The sequence below is a fragment of the Streptomyces sp. NPDC085900 genome, from assembly GCF_044540925.1.
Lineage (GTDB): Bacteria > Actinomycetota > Actinomycetes > Streptomycetales > Streptomycetaceae > Streptomyces > Streptomyces gilvifuscus.
This window is the reverse complement of sequence record NZ_JBITSP010000002.1, coordinates 409917-428427: the sequence shown is the minus strand read 5'-3', so window position 1 is coordinate 428427 and position 18511 is coordinate 409917. Positions and strand designations below refer to the sequence as shown.

The window sequence follows — 18511 nt, the reverse complement described above, 5'->3', positions numbered from 1 at the left end:
ATCTTACAGTCCCAGTGTTCGCTTTCCATTGAACACTTCCCGGAGAGGCGGGTACGGCCCATGCGCGCAGTGGAGTTCCAGGAGTACGGCGGCCCCGAGGTGCTGAGGGTCGTCGAGGCCGACGCCCCCGAGCCGCGGGCGGGGCAGGTGACCATCGACACCGCGTTCGTCGGCGTCAACTTCGCGGACCTGAAGGCACGCGCCGAGGGCTACCGCGTGCAGTCGCTGCCCTTCCGCCCGGGCCTGGAGGTCTCCGGACGGGTCCGGGCCGTGGGTGCGGACGTCGAGGGACTGCGTGCCGGTCAGGACGTCGTCGCCCTCGTCGACAGCGGCGCGTACGCGGAGGTCGTGCTCGCCGAGGCCGCCACCGTCTTCCCGCTCCCCGAGGGTCTGGACCCGCGGACCGCGGCGACGCTGCCCACCGTGCTGCCGACGGCGCACGCCCTGCTGCACGAGGTGGGGCGGCTGCGCGCCGGGGAGAGCGTGCTGGTGCACGGCGCGGCCGGCGGTGTCGGCACGGCGACCGGACAGCTGGCGCGGGCGGCCGGCGCCGGCGCGGTCTACGGCGTGGTCTCCTCGCCGGGCAAGGCCGACCACGCCCTCAAGCACGGCTACGACGAGGTGTTCCTCGCCGACACCTTCGCCGAGGACGTCCGCCGCGCCACCGGCGGCAGGGGCGTCGACCTGGTGCTCGACCCCGTGGGCGGCGACACCCTGCGCCGGGGTCTGGACGCGCTCGCCGTCTTCGGACGCCTGGTGTCCTTCGGCAACGCGAGCGGGGCCGAGCCGTGGCAGGTGGGACAGCCCGAGCTGTACCCCTACGGCCGTGCCGTCGCGGGCTTCTCCATCCTGGGCCTCGCTCAGACGGCACCCGAAGCGCTGCGCTCGCTGACCGAGCGCGCCCTCCGCAAGGCGACCGACGGCACCGTGAGCCTTCCGGTCACCGCGGAGTTCCCGCTGACGGAAGCGGCCGAGGCGCACCGGCTGATGGGCGGGCGCACCTCCACGGGCAAGCTGCTGCTGCGAGCGCGGGACTGAGGGCGCGCCCCGGCCCGCTACTCGGGCAGCGGGCGGTCGTCGACGACATGCTTCATGACGAGGGTGGACGTCAGGCGCTGGACGCCCGGCAGGCGGACGAGCCGCTCGTCGTAGAGCCGCTGATAGGCGGTGAGGTCGGTGGTCGCGACCCGCAGGAGGTAGTCGGGTTCACCGAAGAGGCGCTGGGCCTGCAGGACATGAGGGATGGCGGTCACCGCTTCTTCGAAGGCGGTGACGGTTCCCTGGTCCTCCCAGCGCAGCGTGACGAAGACGAGCGCCTCGAAGGTGAGCCCGACCGCGGCCGGGTCGACGACCGCGCGGTAGCCGCGGATCGCGCCCTCACGTTCCAGATCGCGCAGGCGGCGGTGGCAGGGCGAGACGCTCAGCCGCACGCGCGCCGCGAGGTCGGTGACGGTGAGGCGGCCGTCCATCTGCAGCTCGGTGAGAATTTTCCGGTCCAGGGCATCCATGGAGAAGATTCTCGCCGGTCACCGGGGCTTCGAGGGAAAACATGTGCGACCGAGGGCCGCGCCCGTCCCGCTCGACAGCGGCACCGGCGGTGAGGAGAACGGCCGGCAGACCCTGATCCGCAGCGGAACCGACGGTACCGACAGGTAACAACTTGTGCCGTACTACGCGTATAGTTTCGCTGTGAGCAACCACAGCACAGACACCGAAACGTCAAATTCACAGGCCGGCGGAGTGCAGTCGGTCGACCGTGCCATCAGCGTCCTGGAGATCCTGGCCCAACGCGGCGAGGCCGGCGTCAGTGAAGTGGCCGCCGAGATCGATGTTCACAAGTCCACCGCGTTCCGCCTCCTCGGCGCCCTGGAGGCACGCGGTCTGGTGGAACAGGCGGGTGAGCGGGGGAAGTACCGGCTCGGCTTCGGCATCGTACGGCTGGCGGGCGCGGTCACCGGCCGCATCGACATCACCCAGCAGGGCCGCCCGGTCTGCGAGCGTCTCGCCGAGGAGATCGGCGAGACCGTCAACATCGCGGTGCTGCAGGAGCATTACGCCATCAACCTCTACCAGGTGCGCGGCCCCGCGGCGGTCACCGCGCACAACTGGGTCGGCCAGCTCACGCCGTTGCACGCCACGTCGAGCGGCAAGATCCTGCTGGCGCACCTGCCCGCCAAGGAGCGCGCCACGCTGCTGGCCGAGGGGGGCCTGAAGAAGGTCACCCCGCACACCATCACCTCGAAGGCGAAGCTGGAGAAGCACCTCGCCGAGGCGCGGGAGGCCGGATACGCCTGGACCCTGGAGGAGTTGGAGATCGGTCTGCACGCCATGGCCGCCCCGGTCCTCGACCGGGACGGGAAGGTCATCGCGGCGGTCACCGCCTCCGGGCCCTCGTACCGCTTCACCGAGGAGCGCATGCGCGAGCTGGCCCCGGTGCTGATCAAGGGCGCGGAGGAGATCAGCCACCGGATGGGCTACCTGGGCTGAGGAAGCCCGCCGCTGAGCCGTTCGTTCACCCAGTCGTGGAAGGCGCCGATGTGGTGCTCGCTGGGCACCAGTACGCCGCCCTTGGCGTACATCCGCGAGCTCATTCCGGGCTGTGTGCGCTCGCAGGCGTCGAAGTCCTGCTGGTTGACGCGGTGGAAGAGCTCCACGGACCGGGTGACGTCCTTGCCGCTATCGACGACGTGCGGCAGATAGAGCCAGTCGCACTCGACGATCGTGCGGTCGACCGACACCGGGTACATGCGGTGGAAGATCACGTGGTCGGGGACGAGGTTGATGAACACCTGCGGCTTGACGGTGATCGCGTAGTAGCGGCGGTCCTGCTCGTCGCCGACGCCCGGGATGCGGTCGAGGCCCTCGCTGCCGTCGACGGTGAAACCCCGGACCTCCTCGCCGAACTCGGCACCGTGGCCGACGTAGTACTGCGCGGCGTAGCCGTCCGCGAACTCCGGGAGCACCTCGGTGAGTTCGGGGTGGATGGTGGCGCAGTGGTAGCACTCCATGAAGTTCTCGATGATGAGCTTCCAGTTGGCCTTCACGTCGTAGGTGATGCGCTTGCCGACGGAGAGGTTGTCGATGTCGTAGTGCTCGATCGACTCGACGTCGCCCAGCCGCTCGACGACCGCACCGATGACGTCCTCCTCGAAGGAGGGCGGGTTCTCCGCGAGGCAGACCCAGACGTAGCCCAGCCACTCGCGCACGGCGACGCTCGCCAGGCCGTACTCGGTCCGGCCGACGTCGGGCATCTTGGTGAGGTTGGGCGCGGCGACGAGCTTGCCGTCCAGGCCGTACGTCCAGGCGTGGTAGGGGCACTGGAAGGCGCGCTTGACCTCGCCGGACTCCTCGGTGCACAGCTTGGCCCCGCGGTGCCGGCAGACGTTGAAGTAGGCGCGGATCGAGTGGTCCCGGGCGCGGGTGACGAGGATGGACTCGCGGCCCACGTCGACGGTGCGGAAGGCGCCGGGCGCGGCCAGTTCGGAGGCGCGCGCCACGCAGAACCACATCGTCTCGAATATGCGCTCCTGCTCCTGGGCGAAGACCGCCGGATCCGTGTAGGAGGAGCCGGGCAGGGTGGCGATCAGGCTGTCCGGCAGGCTGGTCGAGGTCACGGTGCACTCCTCGGGGAACGTCGTGGAGGGGTCATTCACGCGCCGGGAAGAGCGACTCCGGACGGCGTTGGGGCGATACGCGCTTCTGTTGTTCATTACGCAACTGCGCGTGCTGTACGCAACCGCTGAGTCCGCAGCATGGGATGCCGCGGCGGCGGTGTCAAGACATGGCGGCGAGCTGCTTGCGCCACCGCGTGAACAGCCGGGGCTGGTTCATTCCGAGCACGGCGACCGGCTCTCCGGCACGCCGGTAGACGGCTAGGACGTCGCGATCGTCCACGGCGCCCGCCTCGACGGTCACACTGTCGGCGCCGGCCGCGTGACCGGCGAACTGGATCTTCACGCCGTACTGGTCGGACCAGAAGTACGGCGGCCTGGGCACGCCCGGTTCCACGGCGCCGCCCGCCAGCAGCGCGGCCACGGCGGCGTCGGGGCGTTCTCGCGCGCCGGTCCAGTGCTCGACGCGGCGATGGGCGCCCGCGCGCGGGTCGTACCAGTTGGCGCAGTCGCCGACCGCGACCACGCCGGCGAGGCTGGTGCGCCCGTCCGCGCCGCACTTCACGCCGTTGTCGAGAGCGACGCCGGAGCCCTCCAGCCACTCGACGCACGGACGGGCACCCACGCCCACGACGACGATGTCGGCCGGCACGCTGCGGCCGTCTTCCAACAGCACGGCGTCGACGCGTTCTTCGCCGCTCAGGCCCTTGACGCCCACGCCGCACAGCAGCCGTACACCGTGGTCGGCGTGGAGGCCGGAGACGACGGCGCCCATGGTCTCGCCGAGGGGTCCGGCGAGGGGGGTGGGGGCCGCCTCGACTACCGTGACGTCCAGGCCGAGGACGTACGCGGTGGAGGCGACCTCGGCGCCGACGAACCCGCCACCGATCACCACCAGGCGTCCACCGCGGGCCAGTTCGTCCCGCAGGGCGCGGGCGTCGTCGAGCGTGCGCAAGGTGTGCACGCCCGCCAGACCCGCGGAGCCCGGCAGGGTGCGGGCGGCGGCGCCGGTGGCGATGACGACGCCGTCGGCGCGCACCTCCCGCCCGTCGGCGAGACGCAGGGCACGGGACGTACGGTCCAGCCCGGTGGCGCGGGTGCCGAGCAGCCACTCGGCGGCCAGGTCCTCGCCTTCGGCCTCCAGCCCCAGGTCCGCCTCGCCGAGAGTGCCGGCCAGGAACTCCTTGGACAGCGGCGGCCTGTCGTACGGGCGGTGGGTCTCGTCACCGATGACGACGAGCCGTCCGTCGTAACCCTGCCTGCGCAGTGAGCGCGCCGCCGACAGACCCGCCAGCGACGCGCCCACCACGGCGACGGTCCTCACGCGGGACCTCCGGCGAGCCGGGAGGCCACGCACGGCGGCAGGTTGGGGGCGTCGGTGGACACCCGCACGTAGACCATGCCGTCCTCGACGACGACCTCGTGCGTGCGGACCGGCAGCCTGGCCGGGGGCGCGTCGACGGCACCGGTGCGCAGGTCGAACTTCGAGGCGTGCAGCGGGCATTCGACCTCGCAGCCCTCCAGCCAGCCGTCGGCGAGCGAGGCGTCCTGGTGGGTGCAGGTGTCGTCGATGGCGAAGACCTCGCCGTCGTCGGTGTGGAACACCGAGACGGGCGGGTCGATGTCGAGCCGGAAGGCCTCGCCTCGCGGGAGATCCGCGAGACGGCACGCGGGAATCATCATGACACCTCGGTGCGTATAGCGAAACGGATTGCGGTAAGCGCAACATCAGTCTGAGGTCGCCCAGAATGCTTGTCAAGGAGTTCCGACGCCGCGACAACCCGTAACTCCGGGTTGCTTCATCTGCAACACTGCGCGCGATACGAGACGCGAAAAGCGGCAGCCCGCCGTTCCGTCCGGCGTGGGCCGGACGGAACGGCGGGCGTGGGCGAGGCGGAGGGGACGGCGGTCAGAAGCCGCGGTCGATCCACTCCCGGAGATGGGGCGCCTCGGCGCCGATGGTGGTCGTCTCCCCGTGCCCGGTGTGGACGACCGTGTCGGCGGGCAGCGTCAGCAGCCGCTCGCGGATGGACTCCACGATGGTCGGGAAGTGGGAGTACGAGCGCCCCGTGGCGCCGGGCCCGCCGGCGAAGAGGGTGTCACCGCTGAAGAGCGCCGACAGGGCGGGTACATGGAGACAGACCGCGCCGGGAGCGTGTCCGGGCGTGTGCAGCACCGTCATCTCGACGCCCGCGACCGCCAGCACCTGCCCGTCGGCGAGTTCGGCGTCGGGCGCGCGGTCGGGGTGCGTCTGCTTCCACAGCGGCAGGTCGTCCGGGTGGAGGAGGACGGGGGCGCCGGTGCGGTCGGCGAGTTCGGGCGCGGCGTCGATGTGGTCGTTGTGGGCGTGGGTGCACACGATCGCCCGCACCCGCCGCCCGCCCACCGCCGCGGCGATGGCGTCGGCGTCGTGCGCTGCGTCGATGACGACGACCTCGTGATCGTCACCGACGAGCCACACGTTGTTGTCGACCTCCCAGGTACCGCCGTCCAGCGAGAACGTCCCCGAGGTGACGAGATGTTCGATGCGGGCGGCCATCACAGCACCACCACCGAGCGCAGCACGTCACCGCCGTGCATCCGCTCGAACGCCTTCTCCACCTCGTCCAGGGCGATCGTCTCGGTGACGAAGGCATCCAGGTCGAGCCTGCCCTGCCGGTAGAGGTCGATGAGCATGGGGAAGTCACGGGAGGGCAGGCAGTCGCCGTACCAGCTGGACTTCAGCGCCCCGCCGCGGCCGAAGACGTCCAGCAGCGGCAGCTCCAGCTTCATCTCCGGGGTGGGTACGCCGACCAGGACGACGGTTCCGGCGAGGTCACGGGCGTAGAAGGCCTGCTTGTACGTCTCCGGGCGGCCGACCGCCTCGATGACGACGTCGGCCCCGAAGCCGCCGGTCAGCTCACGGATCGCCTCGACGGCGTCGTTCTCCTTGGAGTTGACCGTGTGGGTGGCGCCCAGCCTCTTGGCGGTCTCCAGCTTCCGGTCGTCGATGTCCACGGCGATGATCCTCGCCGCGCCGGCCAGCCGGGAACCGACGACGGCCGCGTCGCCGACGCCGCCGCAGCCGATGACGGCGACGGTGTCACCACGGCCGACGTTGCCGGTGTTGATCGCCGCACCGATGCCGGCCATCACGCCGCAGCCCAGCAGGCCCGCGGCCGCCGCCGACGCCTCCCGGTCGACCTTGGTGCACTGCCCGGCGGCGACCAGCGTCTTCTCCGCGAACGCCCCGATGCCCAGCGCCGGGGACAGCTCGGTGCCGTCGGTCAGCGTCATCTTCTGCTTCGCGTTGTGGGTGTTGAAGCAGTACCAGGGGCGCCCGCGCAGGCAGGCCCGGCACTGGCCGCACACGGCACGCCAGTTGAGGATCACGAAGTCACCGGGCGCGACGTCGGTGACACCCTCCCCCACCGACTCCACGACACCGGCCGCCTCGTGCCCCAGCAGGAAGGGGAAGTCGTCGCTGATGCCGCCCTCGCGGTAGTGCAGGTCGGTGTGGCAGACCCCGCAGGCCTCGATCTTGACCAGCGCCTCACCCGGACCGGGATCGGGCACGAGGATCGTTTCCAGGCTGACGGGGGCGCCCTTCGCGCGCGCGACGACAGCACGGACCTGATGAGTCATGGCCACTCCTCGGCTGGTACGAGACCTGATCCCGATGTTGCTCATTACGGCACGCATCTCACGTGTCGCAACACAGCATCACCGCAGTGGTGCGCGAGGGTCAAGGAGTCGGCCGGTCGGCCTTGAGGGAGTCGATCCAGCCGAGGAGGCGGGCGCCCTCGCGGCTCATGACCTCGGGGTCGCGCAGGGCGTTGGCCAGCAGCGACATGCCCTGGTAGGCGGAGACGAGGGTGAGGGCATGACCGTCGGGGTCGGGGACCCCCGCGGCACGGAACTGCTCGGAGGCCCAGTCGAGGAGTCGCCGTATGACCGCGGCCGCCTCCGCGTCGAGGGTGCCCTCCTCGCGTTTGTCGAGCTCGACGGCCAGCGTTCCGGTGGGGCATCCGCGGCGGGCGGCGGTGTCACGCCCGTCGACCCAGGCCGCGATCAGGCCCTTGAGCCGGTCGAGCGGGTCGGCCGACTCCTCCAGGGCCGCGGTGAGTTCGTCCAGCCGGGAGCGGTGTTCGGACAGCGCGGCCTGGACCAGCTCGTCCTTGGTCTTGAAGTAGTAGTAGACGTTCCCGACCGGTACGCCGGCCACGCGCGCGATGTCGGCCAGCGTGGTCCGCTCGACGCCCCGCTCATGCAGCACCTCGGCCGCCGCGGCCTTCAGACGACGCCGCTTGTCGGCCGCGCGCGCCACCCGGGGCGCCACTGAGTCAGTCACCCAACCAACTATAGGCAGCGGCCGTGTTCCGCTGCTAAGGTCGTTCCAAGTCAGTCAACTAACTAACAAGGGGGAAGTCGATGATCGTGGTGACAGGTGCGACCGGCAACGTGGGACGAGAGCTGGTGCCGTTGCTGGCCGGAGCGGACGAGGAAGTCGTGGCCGTCTCGCGGCGGCCGCGGCCCGCGGACCTCCCGGCCGGCGTCCGGCACGCTCGGGCCGACCTGGCGGACGCCGCGAGCCTGCGGCCGGTCCTCGACGGCGCCGACGCGCTCTTCGTCGTGCTCGGCGGGGAGCTCAACAGCCGCGGCGAGAGCCCGGGGAGCCTGCTGGACGAGGTCGTGGCCGCCGGTGTCAAGCGGGTCGTCCTGCTGTCCTCGCAGATCAACTCGACCCGCCCGCACGCTCCTTCGCACACGCGCCTGCGCGAGTTCGAGGACGCCGTACGCGCCTGCGGAGCGGACTTCACGGTTCTGCGCCCGGCCGGCTTCGCCTCCAACGCCTTCGCCTGGGCGGAGTCGGTGCGGGCCCGGCGGACGGTGTTCGCACCGTTCGGCGAGGTGGCTCTGCCCGTCGTCGACCCGGCCGACATCGCGGAGGTCGCGGCGGCGGTGCTGCGGGAGGACGGGCACGCGGGACGGACGTACGAACTCACCGGACCGGAGGCGATCAGTCCGCGTCGGCAGGCCGCGGTGATCGCCGAGGCACTGGCCGAGGACATCGCCTTCGTGGAGCTGTCCCGTGAGGAGGCACATGCGCACCTCGCGCGGTTCATGCCCGAGGAGGTCGTCGACGGCACCCTGGACATCCTCGGCCTGCCGCTGCCGGCCGAGCAGACGGTCGCCGCCGATGTGCGGCATGTGCTGCGCCGTCCGGCGAGGCCGTTCGCCGCCTGGATCGCCCGCAACCTGGCGGCCTTCCGATAGGACCCGAGCGGAAAAGGAGTTGGGGTGACGGCGTGCGCTTGATAGCGTGCGACAGCCGTGAGACCGAGCGAGGAGGTGAGACCCGTGAACGCTGTATTCATGTGGGTGCTCCCCCTCCCGTCACGGTCGGGCGACTGACGTAGCCGTCGCCGGGAGCGCCGCGATCACCAGGCACTCCCGAAAGGCGCACGCCATGAACTCTTCCTTCTTCACTGCCGAGAAGACGTCCGAGGGCGTCCTCGAACGCGACTTCACCGTGGGCGACGTCCCCGGTGTCCTCTGGTCGCCCACGTCCGGCGCCGACCGCGCGCCCCTCGTACTGATGGGCCACGGCGGTGGCACCCACAAGAGGTGGCCCGCGATGACGGGCCGGGCGCACCGACTCGTGTCCGGCGCCGGTCTCCACGTCGCCTGCATCGACGCGCCCGGTCACGGCGACCGGCCGCGGACGGCTTACGACGAGCAGGAGATCGCCGTCATGCACCGGGCGATGGCCGCGGGCGAGCCCGTCGGCCCGATCGTCGTCCGCTACAACGCCGACCTGGCCGAGCGCGCCGTACCGGAATGGCGGGCGACTCTGGACGCCCTCCAGGAACTCCCCGAGATCGGGACCGCGGGACCGGTGGGCTACTACGGCCTGAACATGGGCACAGCGATCGGGGTGCCTCTGACGGCGGCCGAGCCCAGGATCACCGCCGCCGTCTTCGGCCTCCACTGGCCCGACGCACTGGCCGAGGTGGCGAAGCGGATCACGATCCCGGTCGAGTTCGCCATGCAGTGGGACGACGAGCACATCCCGCGGGAGGCCGCTCTCGCCCTGTTCGACGCCTTCGCCTCCAAGGAGAAGTCGCTGCACGTCAACGCGGGCCGCCACAAGGACCTGCCCAGGTTCGAGGCCGACAGCGCGGTCCGCTTCTTCGCCCGCCACCTGGTCCGGACGGTGACGGTCCCGGCCTGACCCGGCGGATGCCGGCGCCCGGCCACCGGTCGGGCACCGGCATCCCTCGCCGACGTCCGTCGCCGGCTCTAGTCGGGCAGTTGTTCCAGCACCGTGGCGATTCCCGCTCGCTCCGCGACGTCGATCAGGGCCTGGCCCATCACGGAGACCGGCTCGCGTGCGGGGAGGACCAGGCCGATGCGTTCCGTACGGACCGGGCGGACCAGCGGTACGGCGTGCATGCCCGGGGGGACGCCGAAGACGTGCAGCCAGGCATGCGGCACGATGCTCGCCCACTGGCCCGCCCTGACCTGCGCGAAGAGGGAGGCGATCGAGTCGGTCTCCACCCGGGGGGTCACCGAGACGCCGACCGCCTCGAAGGCCGCCTCCAGCACCTGGCGGCCCTGCATGCCGGGGTGGAGCAGACACAGGGGGTACTGGGCCGCGTCCTGCCAGGAGATCTCCGCCGGGCCCGTGTCGGGGGCGGTGCGCCGGATGAGGAGGACGTAGCGCTCCCGGTACAGCGGGACGAACTTGAAGCCGTGTTCGGCGACGGTGCTGTGGTAGGTCACGGCGGCGTCGAGCTCGTACGTGCCGAGCCTGCTCACGATGTCCACGGACTGCAGGTCGGCGAAGACCTGCACGGTCGCCAGCGGATTGGCGGCGCAGAACGGCTGGGTCAGCAGCGCCACCGCCGTGGCCGCCGTAGGAACGGTACCGATGCGCAGCCTGCCGGTCAGGCCCGCGCGCAGCGCCTGGATCTCGTCCTGCATCGCGTCCCGGTCGGCGAGGATGCGCCGCGCCCACACCACGACCCGCTCGCCCTCCGGCGTGAACCCGTCGAACCTGCGCCCCCGCCGGACCAGCGGGATGCCGAGCTCGTCCTCCAGTTTGCGGATGCCCTCGGACAGGGTCGGCTGGGAGACGAAGCAGGCCTGCGCCGCCTTCGCGAAGTGGCGGGCACGGGCGAGGGCGACGAGGTACTCGAGTTGACGCAGCAGCACCCTCCCATGATCCCCCGCATCCGGCCCGCCGGCACCGGTCGTGGGCACACGCAGCGGTGATCGGCGTGGCCTCTCAGACGATCGGAACTTCCGCTTTGACCTGGCCCGACGCCTGCCCGAACAGTGGGGACGCACATCGGCAGAGAGGGGCGTGCGGCCCGATGCGGGACTTCGACGAACCGGACGGGGACGGGCTGTCCGTCACGGCTCCCAAGACCTGGGCCACCGGCGCCCCCGCGGTCGCCCACGCCCTGAAGTACGCCCTGGGCCAGACCTCCCCCAGGCGCACCGCCCTGACACTGCTCCACATCAACCAGACCAAGGGCTTCGACTGCCCGGGCTGCGCCTGGCCCGAGCCCGCCCCCGGGCAGCGGCACCGCAACGAGTACTGCGAGAACGGCGCCAAGCACATCAGCGACGAGGCCACCACCCGGCGGGTGACCCCGGAGTTCTTCCGCGAGCACTCGGTCGACGAGCTGAGCCGCAGGTCCGACCACTGGCTCAACCAGCAGGGCCGGCTGACCGAGCCGATGGTGCTGCGCGAGGGCGAAACCCACTACCAACCCATCGGCTGGGACGAGGCGTTGGACCTCCTCGCCGGTGAACTGCGCGCCCTGGACCATCCCGACGAGGCGCTGTTCTACACCTCCGGGCGGCTGGCCAACGAACCCGCCTTCCTGCTGCAGCTGTTCGCGCGCGCCTTCGGCACCAACAACCTGCCGGACTGCTCCAACATGTGCCACGAGTCCAGCGGCTCGGCCCTCGGCGAGACCCTCGGCATCGGCAAGGGCAGCGTGAGCCTCGACGACCTCTACGACGCCGACCTCGTCTTCGTCGTCGGCCAGAACCCCGGCACCAACCACCCCCGCATGCTCTCCGCGCTGGAGGAGACCAAGCGCCGCGGCGGCCGGGTCGTGGCCGTCAACCCGCTGCCCGAGGCCGGGCTGCTGCGCTTCAAGCACCCGCAGAAGGCCCGCGGCGTCCTCGGCCGCGGCACCCAGATCGCCGACCAGTTCCTGCAGATACGGCCCGGCGGCGACCTGGCCCTGTTCCAGGCGCTGAACCTGCTGCTGCTGGAGGCGGAGGACAAGGAACCGGGCACCGTCCTGGACCGGGAGTTCATCGAGGCGCACACCACGGGCTACGACGCCTTCGCCGAGCACATCCGGCGCACGTCCTGGGACGCGGTCCTCGACGCCACCGGGCTCACCCGCGACGAGATCGAGCAGGTGCACGAACAGGTCCTGGCCAGCCGCGGTGTCATCGTCTGCTGGGCGATGGGCCTGACCCAGCACAAGCACGGCGTGCCCACCATCCGGGAGATCGTCAACTTCCTTCTGCTGCGCGGCAACATCGGCCGCCCCGGCGCGGGCGTGTGCCCGGTGCGCGGGCACAGCAACGTGCAGGGCGACCGCACGATGGGCATCTGGGAGCGGATGCCGCGGCCGTTCCTGGACCGGCTGGGACGCGAGTTCGCCTTCACGCCGCCGACCGCGCACGGACTGGACTCCGTCAATTCCATCCGGGCCATGCGTGACGGACGGGCCAAGGTCTTCGTCGGTGTCGCGGGCAACTTCGTCCGGGCCACGCCCGACAGCGACGTCACCGAGCGCGCTCTGCGCAACTGCCGTCTGACGGCGCACATCTCGACCAAGCTCAACCGCTCCCACGCGGTGTTCGGGCGCACCGCGCTGATCCTGCCGACGCTCGGCCGCAGCGACCGCGACGTCCAGGCGGGCGGCGAGCAGTTCATGACGGTCGAGGACTCCATGAGCGAGGTCCACGCCACCCGCGGCCGCCTCGCCCCCGCCTCCCCGCACCTGCTCAGCGAGGTCTCCATCATCACCCGCCTCGCCCGCAAGGTCCTCGGCGCCGAACCGGCCATCCCCTGGGCGGACTTCGAGGCCGACTACGACCTGGTCCGGGACCGCATCGCGCGGGTCGTCGACGGCTTCGAGGACTTCAACGAGCGGGTACGGCGCCCCGGCGGCTTCCGCCTGCCCAACCCCGTCAACTCCCGTGTCTTCCGCACCCCCGGCGGCAGGGCCGTGTTCACCGCCAACGACTTCACCATGCTCCGGGCCCCCGAGGGCCACCTCGTGCTGCAGACCCTGCGCTCGCACGACCAGTGGAACACCGTCCCCTACGCCATGGACGACCGCTACCGCGGCATCAAGGGCGGCCGACGCGTCGTCCTCGTCAACGAGGCCGACCTCACCGGTCTCGGCCTCGCGGACGGCGACCTCGTCGACCTGGTCGGCGTCTGGACCGACGGCTCGGAACGCCGCGCCGACGCCTTCCGCGTCGTCGCCTACCCCACTCCCCCGGGCTCGGCCGCCGCCTACTATCCGGAGACCAACGTCCTGGTGCCGCTCGACAGCGTCGCCGACATCAGCAACACCCCGACCTCGAAGAGCGTGATCGTACGGCTGGAGCGGGCGGGCACGGCCGGCTAGGACCTCCTCGGGTCTCGCTGTCTCGCTCAAAACGTTGCAACCCCGTCCGGGGTAGAATTGCGTCGCCTACAAGGACCACGTCGTGCCTGCTCGCGCGGCTGTCACAGCGAGGGGGTGGACGCCATTCCGGTTCGCCCCGCCCGTATCCAGGACGTCGCGGCCGCCGCCGGGGTCTCGGTGTCGACGGTGTCGAACGTCCTCAACCGCCCCGAGCGCGTCAACGCCCGCACCGCGGAGCGGGTCCGCGACGCTGTCGCGGCGCTCGACTACGTCCCCCACCCCGGCGCGGCCGGCCTGCGCACGGGCCACTCGTCCTCGATCGGCCTGGTCCTGCCGGACGTCACCAACTCCTTCTACGCGCGCATCGCGAGGGGAGCCGCGGACGCCGCCTACGACCACGGCTACTCCCTGGTGCTCTGCCACAGCGGGGACGCCCCGGAGCGGGAGCAGGGCTACTTCACCATGCTCGCCCAGCAGCGGGCCGTCGGCGTCGTGGTGGTGCCGCTCAGCGCCGATCCCACCCGGCTGACGCGGCTGCGCGAGCGGGGCATCCCGCTGGTGCTGGCGGACCGGGCGATGCCCGCCCAGGACGGCTGTTCCGTCTCCGTCGACGACATCGCCGGTGGCCGTATCGCCGTCCGGCATCTGCTGGAGTGCGGGGCGCGCGATGTCCTCGTGGTCAACGGGGAGCGGTCGATACGCCAGTGCGCCGACCGCTATCAGGGCGCCCGTCAGGCCGTGCGCAGCCGGCGCGAGGCACGGCTGGGGCAGCTGGTGGCCGAGGAGATGACCGTCGGGTACGGCCTGGAGATCGCCCGTGGCCTGGACGACCTGCCCGACGCGGTGTTCTGCACCAACGACTTCCTCGCCGCCGGGCTGTGCCGCGGGCTGGCCGAGCGGGGGGTGAAGGTTCCCGAGGACGTGCAAGTGGTCGGGTACGGCGACCTCGACATCGCGAGTTTCGTGGGGACGACCCTGACCACGGTGCGCCAGCCGGTGGAGGAACTCGGCAGGGCGGCCGTGGAGATGCTGCTGGACGAGGTGGAGGCGGGGGCCGAACACGCCCATGAGGCAAGGGTGTTCGCGCCGGAGCTGGTCCTGCGGGACTCCACCCTCTCACTGTCCGGGGACTGATCCGGGGATCGTCAGCGTCACCGGCCCCAGCAGCCCCGACGCCAGCTGGGAGGGGAACGCCCAGGCCGTCGGGGTGGCTTCGGCTAGGTAGGGGGCCAGGGTGTTGCGCACCGTCACCTCGATCCGGACCGTGCGCCCGGCGGCGCCGCGCAGCTCGAAGCGGTACGGCGGGCAGAACGCCTCCCCGACGGGTTCGCCGTCGACCGTGACCTCGACGCTGCCCCGCACCCGTCCCAGATCCAGCACCGGGTCCGCTCCGGCGGGTGCCTGTAGGTCACGGGTGTAGGTCATGCCGCCGCTCCAACCGCCGAGGCCCAGCGACCTCCAGTCCCCCAGAGGCAGCGGTGCGGGCACGGTACGCACGCGTACCGGCCCGTGCCATGCGCCGCCACCGCGCAGCACGGCCGTGGGTGCGGTGACGACCTCGACGTCGACGGCCCCGGCCAAGGGCCGGCCCAGCGTCAACCCGCCCGCTGTGAGCGTCTGTTCGTGCCCTCCGTCGACCTTCATCCGGGCGGGCAGCGCCAGCGGCAGGTCGAGCGCGACGGTGCCGGGCGGCACGGTGAAGCGGAAACGCTGTGCCGCCTCACGGACGTCGTCGGTGCAGCGCAGGGGCAGAACGGCGGACCCGAGGACGGGGGTGCCGTTGAGCCACTCGGCGTCGGGCAGCGGGTGCGGCCGTACCGCCGCGTGGCAGTGCTGCAACTCCCCGAACCGGCCCCCGTGTTCCACGGTACGACCGCGCCACGACCCCGTCCGGGCCTCCCACCCGGCGCCGCTCACCAGTGAGGCCGCGCCGGCCACCAGGTCGACGAACACCGCGTCCCGGGTACGGGTGCCGTCCGCCACGACCTCCAGCACGTGCTCGCCGGCCCCCGGGGTCAGTTCGTGCCGGAAGAACATCGGCACCGCGCCCCAGTCGGACTCGTAGTACTCGGCCTTCTCCTGCCGGGCCACGACGACCCCGTCGAGCAGCACGGTGACGCCCGCCGCGGCCCCGACCACCAGCACCGCCCGCGTCTCGTCGCCGTCGACGGACAACCGCCCCCGGTAGGTCACGGAGCCGTCCGGCCGTACGCCCTCGGGCAGGCACATGAACTCAGGGCGCGGCCCGAACCGGTCCGGGTGGGAGAGGCAGAAGTAACTGCCGAGCGGCGCATGGGCTTTGGCGGAGATCTGGGACGGGCGATCCTCGGCGTCGGACAGCTCGTACTCGAGGACGTTGCGCTGTTGGTCGACGTGCACGCGGGCGGTGGCCAGATAGCCGTTGCCGGTCTCCAGCAGGTCGCCGTTCCACCAGACGCGTTTGGCCGCCGCCGCGCCGACGTTGAGGTCGGCGGGCCCGCGGTGGCCGGTCTCGACGACGGTCCGGACGCGAGCGACGGTTCCGGCGCCGGGCACCGGGACCCGCACGAACTCCTCCGTCACCATGCCCTTGTTGCCGAGCAGACCGTCGGGATCGGGGATGCCGCGGCTCGACGAGAACAGCGACACAGCCCATTTCTCGGCAGGCGGCACGAGCGGCAGTTCTCCCGCCAGTACGCGTGCGACGGCGGCACGATCCAGCGGGTCGGGGGCCCGGTCGGCGGGTACCGGGGGCAGGTGGCGGACCCGGTTGCCGTAGGTCGCCCGCGTCCGCCCCCAGCCGGTGTCGTCCTCCGTCCAATCCATGGTCCAGATCTGCGGCTCGTCGACGGCGGAGTCCGCGGGCAGGGCGAGGTCGCCCCAGGTGTTGTCCAGGGTGGGGACCAGACTGCCCTGCCAGCCGGCCGAGAGGTCGACGGTCCGGGCCGGCTCGCGCCGTCGTGCCGTGCCGCGGGCCACCGGGTCGCCCTCGCGCCACACGACGAGGGCGGCCGGGGCGCCGTCCAGCGGCACCTCGATGGTCGACGCGTCCGCGGTGACGGTGACGCGGGCGGGGTGCCGGGTGCCGGTCGCCGGGTTCCAGACCTCGGCCTCGGCGACCGGGGCGCGGACGGTGACGGTCCTGGTGCGGGCGTAGCGCGCGGGGTCGATGGTGTGCACGCCCTTGGGCGGGTGGGCCCGGGCGTCGGGGAAGGCCGCCGTCACCAGGGCGACCGCCTGCTCCCCCTGCCGCCGGACGAGCAGCGGCACGTCGGCCGTCGCGTGACCGGCGGCGTCCGCGACGGCCGCCGCGCCGGCCTCGGCGTCCGGCGCCCGCAGGAGCCTCGGATGCGCGGTCAGGGCCGCTACGGCGGAGTCGTCGCCGGCCGTTCCGGCAGCGGCCTCGGGGAGGCGGCCGACGGCGACCACCCGGCCGCCGGCGGTGAGCAGTTCGGTCAGCCGTCGTGCCGTGCCCTCCTCCAGCACCGTCGCCGAGGGCAGCAGCACCGCGCTGTACGCCAACTCCCGCAAGCGCAGGGCACCTTCGGCGGCGGTGGCGCGCTGCACCGAGGAGTCGTCGATGACGTCGAAGGAGATGCCGCGCCGGTCGAGGGCGCCCGTGCGGGGCCGGAGCCAGTTGTTCGTGCCGCACAGCTCCAGGTAGTGGCGCTGGGTCTCGTCGGCGTCGGCGTGGCCCTCGCCGAGGCGGCCGTCGCCGAAGTGCCTGACGGGTGCGTCCAGGGGGATGAGGGCCTGCATCGTGGCGGTGGGGTGCAGAACGGCGACGTCGGCGCTGTAGGTGCCCCAGGACATGATCGAGCAGATCCGGGCGACGGCGCGGGAGAAGGCCGGGTACTGCCGCCAGTACGGCTGACGCCAGTCGGTGGAGGGCGGCGCCCATTCGAACCAGCCGCCCGCTGTGCCGAAGTAACTGGCGTGCGGGTTGTACAGGTTGGCGCCGCTGCGCAGGAAGGGCAGCAGCCAGTCGTAGGTGTCCTCCAGGGTGCCGCCCCAGCCGGAGGAGTGGAACGCCTCGATCCACACCCGTTCGTGGCCGTAGAGGTGGGCCATGGAGGAGTGCACCTTGGAGTCGCCGTGGTGGTCGCTGCCGGCGGCGCTGAACCAGCGGTGGGTGCGGAAGTAGTCGGTGTAGATCTGGGTGGACTGGGCCGGGTAGCCGGAGCGGGCGGGGTGGCTCTGGTCGCAGCCCAGGAGCATGCCGCGCTCCTCGTGCCAGGCGGCGAGCGGCCTGAACAGGGCCTCCTCGGTGAGTTCGGCGCGGACGGCGTAGTAGTCGGCGCGGATCTTCGCGGACCGCGGGTCGCCGGGCGGGCCGGCGTCGAAGAGCGCGGGGAGGTGGTCCAGGAGGTCGTAGCCTCGGCGGGCGAGGAACTCCTTGGGGAAGCGGGTGCTCCAGGAGTTGGTGCCGGGCAGTTCGTCCTGGAAGCTTCCCGCGACGACATTGCCCAGGTACTCGGGTACGCGGCGGTCGAACTCGTGGTGGACGGCGTCCATCAGCAGGGCCACGGCGTCCGGGGCGAGGTAGTCGAAGGCCGTGGGGACGGCGGTGACGAGTTCGACCCGGCTGCCCTTGGGGGCCGCGGTCCTCCCGGCGCCGTCGCCGGACAGGCGCCGGCCGTCGGCGGCGTAGGCGCCCACCAGGGTCTCCGAACCGCCCAGCGGCACGGTGCCGTTGGCGAGTGTTGCCCGTCGGCGGCGCAGCGCGAGGCCGGCCGCTTCGGGGTGCAGACGGGTCACCCCGCCCTGGACGTTGGCGCCGGAGAAGCCGATCTGGTCGTAGAACCACAGGCGCATGCCCGACTCCCGGGCCAGGGCGCAGGCGTCGGTGAAGCGGTCCCACCACTCCTCGCCGAACCACGGCGGGTCGTCGGCGGGGGCGCCGAAACCGGGCCCGGCGGGGGCCAGGTTGATGACCACGAGGTTGTGGACGCCGCCCTCGGCGAACCGGCGCATCTGCCAGGCGAGGCGCTCCCGCGTGACCTTCGCGCCCGACCACCACCACAGCGGTGTGGGACCGAAGTCCCGGGGCGGGTCGTCGAACAGCTGCTGCAGGGCGGGCGAGATCACGGATGCGGTCCTTCCGGCTGCGGCTCGGACGCTCTCACGGATCAAAAACGTTTTATACGTGATTCACGGTAGAACACCGGCAGGAAACCCACCAGCGTGACGACGCCGTGGGTGCTCGGTTCCCTCTTTCGCAGCTATTACGTGCGCCACGTCTTGTTGGAACGTTTTTCGGATCCTACA

15 protein-coding genes are annotated in these 18511 nt (G+C 71.8%); 6 read left to right on the top strand and 9 right to left on the bottom strand.

Annotation, left to right across the window (positions count from 1 at the left end):
- Positions 1 to 60: 60 nt before the first annotated feature.
- On the top strand, positions 61 to 1038 hold the full coding sequence (locus ACIGDI_RS06680) for a zinc-binding alcohol dehydrogenase family protein (protein ID WP_399891474.1): 978 nt from the start codon (positions 61 to 63) through the stop codon (positions 1036 to 1038).
- 17 nt (positions 1039 to 1055) lie between these two features.
- On the opposite strand, the gene ACIGDI_RS06675 is transcribed toward ACIGDI_RS06680, so the two are convergent.
- Positions 1056 to 1508 (bottom strand): Lrp/AsnC family transcriptional regulator, encoded by a 453-nt coding sequence (locus tag ACIGDI_RS06675; RefSeq protein ID WP_399891469.1) that lies wholly within the window; start codon positions 1506 to 1508, stop codon positions 1056 to 1058.
- 232 nt (positions 1509 to 1740) lie between these two features.
- On the opposite strand from ACIGDI_RS06675, the gene ACIGDI_RS06670 reads away from it, so the two are divergent.
- A complete protein-coding gene (locus ACIGDI_RS06670; protein ID WP_399891466.1) occupies positions 1741 to 2487 on the top strand; it encodes an IclR family transcriptional regulator in 747 nt (248 codons plus the stop codon).
- Here ACIGDI_RS06670 and ACIGDI_RS06665 read toward each other — a convergent pair.
- From ACIGDI_RS06665 to ACIGDI_RS06640, 6 genes are all read right to left on the bottom strand, one after another.
- Positions 2475 to 3614: an aromatic ring-hydroxylating dioxygenase subunit alpha gene (locus ACIGDI_RS06665; RefSeq protein WP_399891463.1), complete on the bottom strand. Its 1140-nt coding sequence runs from the start codon at positions 3612 to 3614 to the stop codon at positions 2475 to 2477. The genes ACIGDI_RS06670 and ACIGDI_RS06665 overlap by 13 nt on opposite strands.
- 160 nt (positions 3615 to 3774) lie before the next feature.
- Positions 3775 to 4935, bottom strand: coding sequence for an NAD(P)/FAD-dependent oxidoreductase (locus tag ACIGDI_RS06660; protein ID WP_399891460.1), 1161 nt, complete (start codon positions 4933 to 4935; stop codon positions 3775 to 3777).
- A complete protein-coding gene (locus tag ACIGDI_RS06655) occupies positions 4932 to 5294 on the bottom strand; it encodes a bifunctional 3-phenylpropionate/cinnamic acid dioxygenase ferredoxin subunit (RefSeq protein WP_142149591.1) in 363 nt (120 codons plus the stop codon). Before ACIGDI_RS06655 ends, ACIGDI_RS06660 begins: the two co-directional genes overlap by 4 nt.
- A gap of 226 nt (positions 5295 to 5520) precedes the next feature.
- Entirely contained in the window at positions 5521 to 6150 is a 630-nt protein-coding gene (locus ACIGDI_RS06650; RefSeq protein ID WP_399891456.1) for an MBL fold metallo-hydrolase, read from the bottom strand.
- Positions 6150 to 7235: an S-(hydroxymethyl)mycothiol dehydrogenase gene (locus ACIGDI_RS06645; RefSeq protein WP_399891453.1), complete on the bottom strand. Its 1086-nt coding sequence runs from the start codon at positions 7233 to 7235 to the stop codon at positions 6150 to 6152. Before ACIGDI_RS06645 ends, ACIGDI_RS06650 begins: the two co-directional genes overlap by 1 nt.
- A gap of 100 nt (positions 7236 to 7335) precedes the next feature.
- Positions 7336 to 7941, bottom strand: coding sequence for a TetR/AcrR family transcriptional regulator (locus ACIGDI_RS06640; protein WP_399891450.1), 606 nt, complete (start codon positions 7939 to 7941; stop codon positions 7336 to 7338).
- A gap of 80 nt (positions 7942 to 8021) precedes the next feature.
- On the opposite strand from ACIGDI_RS06640, the gene ACIGDI_RS06635 reads away from it, so the two are divergent.
- Positions 8022 to 8867, top strand: a complete 846-nt coding sequence (locus ACIGDI_RS06635) for an SDR family oxidoreductase (protein ID WP_399891447.1) — start codon at positions 8022 to 8024, stop codon at positions 8865 to 8867.
- Between the two features lie 193 nt (positions 8868 to 9060).
- Positions 9061 to 9825 (top strand): alpha/beta hydrolase, encoded by a 765-nt coding sequence (locus ACIGDI_RS06630; protein WP_399891444.1) that lies wholly within the window; start codon positions 9061 to 9063, stop codon positions 9823 to 9825.
- A gap of 68 nt (positions 9826 to 9893) precedes the next feature.
- Here ACIGDI_RS06630 and ACIGDI_RS06625 read toward each other — a convergent pair whose 3' ends face one another.
- Entirely contained in the window at positions 9894 to 10808 is a 915-nt protein-coding gene (locus ACIGDI_RS06625; protein ID WP_399891441.1) for a LysR family transcriptional regulator, read from the bottom strand.
- 161 nt (positions 10809 to 10969) lie between these two features.
- Here ACIGDI_RS06625 and ACIGDI_RS06620 point away from each other — a divergent pair, with 161 nt between their 5' ends.
- The gene (locus tag ACIGDI_RS06620) at positions 10970 to 13264 is read left to right on the top strand and encodes an FdhF/YdeP family oxidoreductase (protein ID WP_399891438.1); all 2295 of its coding nucleotides are present in this window, start codon (positions 10970 to 10972) and stop codon (positions 13262 to 13264) included.
- Between the two features lie 114 nt (positions 13265 to 13378).
- Entirely contained in the window at positions 13379 to 14398 is a 1020-nt protein-coding gene (locus ACIGDI_RS06615) for a LacI family DNA-binding transcriptional regulator (RefSeq protein ID WP_399891434.1), read from the top strand.
- Here the strand turns inward: ACIGDI_RS06615 and ACIGDI_RS06610 are convergent.
- Complete coding sequence (locus ACIGDI_RS06610) at positions 14381 to 18331, bottom strand: glycosyl hydrolase (protein ID WP_399891431.1); 3951 nt, start codon at positions 18329 to 18331, stop codon at positions 14381 to 14383. The genes ACIGDI_RS06615 and ACIGDI_RS06610 overlap by 18 nt on opposite strands.
- Between the last annotated feature and the right edge of the window lie 180 nt (positions 18332 to 18511).